Origin of the sequence: Streptomyces roseochromogenus subsp. oscitans DS 12.976 (assembly GCF_000497445.1) — a bacterium.
Classification (GTDB): Bacteria; Actinomycetota; Actinomycetes; order Streptomycetales; family Streptomycetaceae; genus Streptomyces; species Streptomyces oscitans.
In genome coordinates, this window is sequence record NZ_CM002285.1 from 1,766,866 (window position 1) to 1,773,238 (window position 6,373).

5 protein-coding genes are annotated in these 6,373 nt (G+C 70.5%); all 5 read right to left on the reverse strand.

The window, feature by feature from the left end:
* Positions 1-2 precede the first annotated feature (2 nt).
* Positions 3-1,445: a dihydropyrimidinase gene (gene hydA, locus M878_RS57755; protein WP_023545634.1), complete on the reverse strand. Its 1,443-nt coding sequence runs from the start codon at positions 1,443-1,445 to the stop codon at positions 3-5.
* A 25-nt stretch (positions 1,446-1,470) separates the two neighbouring features.
* Positions 1,471-2,313, reverse strand: coding sequence for a nitrilase-related carbon-nitrogen hydrolase (locus M878_RS57760; RefSeq protein ID WP_031224494.1), 843 nt, complete (start codon positions 2,311-2,313; stop codon positions 1,471-1,473).
* Between the two features lie 155 nt (positions 2,314-2,468).
* Positions 2,469-4,034, reverse strand: a complete 1,566-nt coding sequence (locus M878_RS57765; protein ID WP_023545636.1) for a PucR family transcriptional regulator — start codon at positions 4,032-4,034, stop codon at positions 2,469-2,471.
* Positions 4,035-4,052: 18 nt separating this feature from the next.
* Positions 4,053-5,336, reverse strand: a complete 1,284-nt coding sequence (locus tag M878_RS57770) for an aspartate aminotransferase family protein (RefSeq protein WP_023545637.1) — start codon at positions 5,334-5,336, stop codon at positions 4,053-4,055.
* The gene (locus M878_RS57775; RefSeq protein ID WP_023545638.1) at positions 5,333-6,175 is read right to left on the reverse strand and encodes a nitrilase-related carbon-nitrogen hydrolase; all 843 of its coding nucleotides are present in this window, start codon (positions 6,173-6,175) and stop codon (positions 5,333-5,335) included. Before M878_RS57775 ends, M878_RS57770 begins: the two co-directional genes overlap by 4 nt.
* Between the last annotated feature and the right edge of the window lie 198 nt (positions 6,176-6,373).

Sequence of the window (6,373 nt, forward strand, 5' to 3'; positions counted from 1 at the left end):
TCCTAGTTGAGGTACTGACAGGTGGAGCGCGGGGTGAAGACGCCGTGGCCGGCGTGTCCGGTGTACTCCCGCTGGTCGATGATCACCTCACCGCGCGAGAGGACGGTCTCGACACGGCCGGTGGTGCGCTTGCCCTCGTACGCCGAGTAGTCGACGTTCATGTGGTGGGTCCCGGCGGACATGACCTGCTCGGCGTGCGGGTCGTAGAGGACGATGTCGGCGTCGGCGCCGGGAGCGATGGTGCCCTTCTTGGGGTACAGGCCGAACATGCGCGCCGGGGTGGCGCAGGCGATCTCGATCCAGCGGCGGCGGGAGAGGTGCCCGTCGACGACGGCCTGGTGGAGCAGGTCCATACGGTTCTCCACGCCCGGCAGGCCGTTGGGGATCTTGGAGAAGTCGCCGCGGCCCAGCTCCTTCTGGCCCGCGAAGCAGAACGGGCAGTGGTCGGTCGAGACCACCTGCAGGTCGTTCGTCCTGAGCCCCTGCCACAGCTTGGCCTGGTGTTCGCGCGGCCGCAGCGGGGTGCTGCACACATACTTCGCGCCCTCGAAGTCCGGCTCGGCGAGGTTGTCGGTGGACAGGAACAGATACTGCGGGCAGGTCTCGCCGAAGACAGGAAGCCCCTCGTCCCGGGCCCGGGCCAGCTCGGCCACCGCCTCCATGGCCGAGACGTGTACGACGTACAGCGGGGCGCCCGCGACCTGTGCGAGCCGGATGGCGCGGTGGGTGGCCTCGGCCTCCAGCAGGGCCTTGCGGACCTCGCCGTGGTAGCGCGGGTCGGTCTCGCCCCGGGCGAGCGCCTGCTCGACCAGGACGTCGATGGCGATGCCGTTCTCGGCGTGCATCATGATGAGCCCGCCGTTGTCGGCGGAGCGCTGCATGGCGCGCAGGATCTGACCGTCGTCGGAGTAGAAGACGCCCGGATACGCCATGAACTGCTTGAAGGAGGTGACGCCCTCCTCCACCAGCAGGTCCATCTCCTTCAGCGTCTCGTCGTTGACGTCGGAGACGATCATGTGGAAGGCGTAGTCGATCGCGCAGTTGCCCTCGGCCTTGGCGTGCCAGGTGTCCAGTCCCTCGCGCAGGGTGTGGCCGACGCTCTGCACCGCGAAGTCGACGATCGTCGTCGTACCGCCCCAGGCCGCGGCCCGGGTGCCGGTCTCGAAGGTGTCGGAGGCGAAGGTGCCGCCGAACGGCAGCTCCATGTGGGTGTGCGCGTCGACGCCGCCCGGGATGACGTACTTCCCGGTGGCGTCGATCACCCTCCCCCACCCTTCGGGCGGGGGTGCCCCCATCTCGCTTCGCTCGGCGGTGAACGCCCCGGCGGCGGGCGTGCTGGAGGCGGCGAGGGCGGCGACGCGGCCGTCCTCGATCAGGACGTCGGCGTGGATCTCGTCCGACGCGGTGATGACGAGCCCACCACGGATGACGGTACGGCTGCTCATGCTGCTCCCTCGGTCAACAGTGCGGTCAGGGCGCGGTCAGCGGTGTGTACGCCCCCGGTGCCCGGTCGCGGTAGAACTGCCAGCGGTCGCGGACCTCGCGGAGCCCCGCCAGGTCGAGATCGCGGACCACGAGTTCGGTCTCCTTGTCGCTCGCCACCTCGCCGACGAACTGGGCCTCGGGGTCCACGAAGTAGGTCGTGCCGTAGAAGTCGTTGTCGCCGAGGTCCTCCACGCCGACCCGGTTGATCGCGCCGACGAAGTACTCGTTGGCCACGGCAGCCGCCGGCTGCTCCAGCTGCCACAGGTAGCGGGACAGGCCGCGCGAGGTGGCCGAAGGGTTGAAGACGATCTCGGCCCCGGCGAGACCCAGCGCCCGCCAGCCCTCCGGGAAGTGGCGGTCGTAGCAGATGTACACGCCGATCCGGCCGGCGGCCGTCTCGAAGACCGGCCAGCCGCTGTTCCCCGGGCGGAAGTAGAACTTCTCCCAGAATCCCTGGACCTGGGGGATGTGAGTCTTGCGGTACTTGCCGAGGTAGGAGCCGTCCGCGTCGATCACGGCGGCCGTGTTGTACAGGACGCCCGGCTGCTCCTCCTCGTACATGGGCAGCACCAGGACGATGCCCAGCTCGCGGGCGAGGGACTGGAAGCGGCGCACGGTCGGGCCCTCGGGGATCCGCTCGGCGTACTCGTAGAAGGCCTTGTCCTGAACCTGGCAGAAGTAGGGGCCGTAGAACAGCTCCTGGAAGCAGAGGACTTGGGCGCCCTGGGCGGCCGCGTCGCGGGCGGCCTGCTCGTGGACCTGGATCATGGATTCCTTGTCGCCGGTCCACGCGGTCTGGAACAGGGCAGCACGGATCACTCGGCTCATCGGGACCTCCGGTAGCTCGGTGTTCCGTGAGCGTAGAAAGCCCGTGAGGGTCGTTCGACGGGCAGCGTGTCACGTCTGCGGGCGTGCGGCGTGCCACCGTGTCACGCGTTCGCGATCCCATGTTTCACCGCCGTTTTCCCAGGTCGACGCATGTTTCACCCCTGTTGCGCATCATGCGCGAGGAGCGCGATGTGGACGGAGGCCGCCTGTTCGAAGTCGTCCAGGTCGACGCCGAGGCGGGCCTGTATGGCCTCCAGGCGGCGGTAGAGGGCGGGCCGGGAGACATGGTGGAGCTGGGCGGTGCGGGACTTGTTGCGGCCGGTCGCGAGATAGGTCCGCAGGACGTTCAGCAGCTCCGGTTCGGCGGCACACAGCAGCCCGTCCAGCTCCCGCTCGGCGAAGGACTGCACGTGCGGGTCGTCGCGCAGCAGCCGGATCAGTCCGCGGAGGTGGACGTCCTTGAGGCGCACGACGGCCGGCAGGTCGAGGACGGCCGAGGAGTCGGTGACGGCGTCCGCGACATGCCGGGCCTCGCGCAGCCCGGCGGGCACGTCGTCCCAGGCGGTACGGGGTTCGGCGGCGGCGACCACGGCCGGTGACCCGGCACGCAGCCGGGCCGCGAAGTGCGCGGTGAGGGCCTCGGCGTCCTGGTCGCGGGCGAGGCTGAGCAGTACGGCGGCGGCGCCGTCGGCGAGTTCGGCGACGAGCCCGGACATCCCCAGCAGGCGCAGCACCCGGCCGAGTTCATCCGCGGTGCGGTCGAGGACGACGAGCGGGACGAAGGTGCGCCGGTTGACCGGCAGCCCGGCGGCGCGCGCCCGGGGCAGCAGCTGCCGGGCCGGTACGACACCGGAGACCAGGTCGGTCAGCAGGCTCTGCGCGGACTCCTCCTCCCAGGAGTGGCCGGGGCCGCCGCCGAGCATGCGGTGCAGGACCAGGGCCTCGGCGGCCCGGTCGGCGAGCAGCCGCCCGGTGGCCGCCTCGCCGCGGTAGCCGCACAGCAGCAGCCGGCCCCAGCGCTCCCCGCGTCCGCCGAGTTCGGCGCTGATCCAGCCGCCGGCCGTCCCGGCGGAGGCCTGCCGGGCGATCCGCTCCCAGTCACGCAGCACGTCGTCCACCGCGGACCGCTCCCCCGCCGTGGCGAGGACGCGGTGGGCGAGGTTGGTGAGCACGACCGGGCAGCCGCTGTGCACGGCGACCTCGTCGAGGAGCCGTGGCAGGGGGGCGCCGGCCGTGATCAGGCCGGTGAGCGCGCCGCGCACCGACTCCGAGAGGCTGACGGCGGCGAACTTCCGCCGGACCAGGCGGGATTGGACCTCCTCGGTCAACTCGGCGAAGGGGAAGGGGCGGTGGAGGACCACCATGGGAAGGCCGCAGCGTTCGGCGGCCCGCCGCATCACCTCGGGCGGCGTGGGAAAGGCACGGCCGAGACCGAGGACGACCGCGGCGGCCTCGGCCCGGTGCAGCGACTGGATGTACTCGGCCTGCTTGGCCTCGTCCCCGGCGAGGAGCACACCGGTGGTGAGCACCATCTCGCCGCCGCTGAGCATCACCCCGACATCGGCGGCCTCGGCGACATGCACCCAGCGCACGGGCCGGTCGAGCTGCCCGGCACCGGCCACCACCTCGGGTTCCCCGGCGAGCACCCGCTCCAGGGTGAGCACCTGGCGGACGGAGAGGGCGGGTTCCCAGCCGTGCCGGGTCTCGGAGGTGGTGGTCATGGCCGTGCACCTGTTTCTCTAGTACGCGCTCCGCAGCGCCTGTTCGAGGATCGCCGCGCCCTCTTCCGCCTCCGCGACGGTGAGCGACAGCGGCGGGGCGACGCGCAGGGCGCTGGTGTTGTGGCCACCGCCCTTGCCGATCAGCAGGCCGCCCTCGCGGGCCATCTCCAGGACGGTGGCGGCCGCCTGCGGATCGGCCTCGTCCGTGCCCGGCCTGACCAGCTCGATGCCGATCATCAGCCCGCGTCCGCGCACCTCGCGTACGCCGGGCAGCTGGGCGGCGACAGCCCGCAGCCGCTCGATGAGCAGGCCGCCGACCCGGCGGGCGTTGCCCTGGAGGTCGTGTTCGAGGAGGTAGGTGAGGTTGGCGAGGCCTGCGGCCATGGTCAGCTGGGTGCCGCCGAACGTCGAAATGCTGTTGGCGTCCAGGCAGTTCATGATCTCGGCGCGGGCGATCACCCCGCCGATCGAGGCGCCGTTGCCGATGCCCTTGGCGAAGGTGACGAGGTCCGGCGGGCCGCTCTGGGCATGCGCCTGCCAGCCCCAGAAGTGGTCGCCGGTGCGGCCCCAGCCGGTCTGCACCTCGTCGGCGATCCACAGGATGCCGTGCTCCTTCAGCACCTCACGGAAGGCGGCGTAGAGCCCGTCGGGCGGGGAGGTGAAGCCGCCGACGCCCTGGATGGGTTCGGCGATCAGCGCGGCGGGCGGGCGGGTGTGCCCGAGGATGTCTTTCAGATCGGCGACGCACGCGTCGATGAACGCGCGGTCGTCCAGCTCGGCGAACGGGCCCCGGGTGCGCACGCCGCCGTGGACGTACAGGGTCTGCAGCGGGGACAGCGAGGTCGGCGACCAGCTGCGGTTGCCGGTGATGCCGACCGTGCTGAAGGAGCGGCCGTGGTAGCTGTTGCGCATGGCCAGGACGGTGTTGCTGCGCCGGTGGGCGGTGGCGAGCAGCAGGGCGGTGTCGTTGGCCTCGGTGCCGGAGGTGGTGAAGAAGACCCGGGCGTCCGGGATGCCGCTCACCTGGGCGATGCGCTCGGCGAGTTCGACCATCGGCCGGTTGAGGTACAGCGTGGACGAGTGGACGATCCGCCCGGCCTGCTCGCCGACGGCCTTGGTCACCTCGGGCAGCGCGTGCGCGGTCATCGTGGTCAGGATGCCGCCGAAGAAGTCCAGGTACTTGTTGCCGGCGGAGTCCCAGACGTGGCGGCCCTCGCCGTGGGTGATCTCGATCGGCTCGTCGTAGTAGAGGGCGAGCCAGTCGGGCAGGACCTGGCGGTGGCGGGAGTAGAGGTCGTTCACGGCTGCACCAGCCCTTCGTAGGCGTCGGGGCGGCGGTCGCGGTAGAAGGCCCACTGCTGCCGCACTTCCTCGATCTGGTCGAAATCGAGGTCACGGACGAGGAGTTCCTCGGACTTGTCGCTCGCGACCTCGCCCACGAACTTCCCACGCGGATCGACGAAGTAACTGGTCCCGTAGAAGTCGTTGTCGCCGTACTCCTCCTGGCCCACCCGGTTGATGGCGGCGATGAAGTACTCGTTGGCGACGGCCGCGGCGGGCTGCTCCAGCTGCCACAGGTGGGCAGACAGTCCACGGTGCGTGGCCGACGGGTTGTAGACCAACTGGGCTCCGTTGAGGCCGAGTTGCCGCCAGCCCTCGGGGAAGTGCCGGTCGTAGCAGATGTAGACCCCGATGCGGCCGGCGCGGGTGTCGAAGACCGGCCAGCCCAGGTTGCCGGGTTTGAAGTAGTACTTCTCCCAGAAGCCCTTGACCTGCGGGATGTGGTGCTTGCGGTACTTGCCGAGGTAGGCCCCGTCGGCGTCGATCACGGCGGCGGTGTTGTAGTAGAAGCCGGACTGCTCGACCTCGAAGACGGGCACGACGACGACCATGCCGGTCTCACGGGCGAGGTCCCGCATCCGCCGCACGGTCGGCCCGTCCGGCACCGGCTCGGCCCAGCGGTAGTGCTCCGGCTCCTGGACCTGGCAGAAGTAGGGCGAGTTGAAGACCTCCTGGAACCCGATGACCTTGGCACCCTGCCGGGCCGCCGCACGGGCGTGCTCCTCGTGTTTCGCCACCATGGACTCGGTGTCGCCGGTCCAGGTGGCCTGGACCAGTGCGGCTCGTACGACGTTGGCCATGAACTGCTCCTTCGACGGGACCGCCAAAGCCTCTACGCCCGTAGAGCAGGCGGTAGAGGGACGAACGTAAGCCTCCGGGAGGCCCTTGCCAAGACCATCGTCGTCAACCCGCGGAGTCGATCACGTCTCACGCCTCCACTGGTGAGCGAAGGGACCGCTCGAAGGGATGAAACGGAGCATACCGGGACGATGCCACCG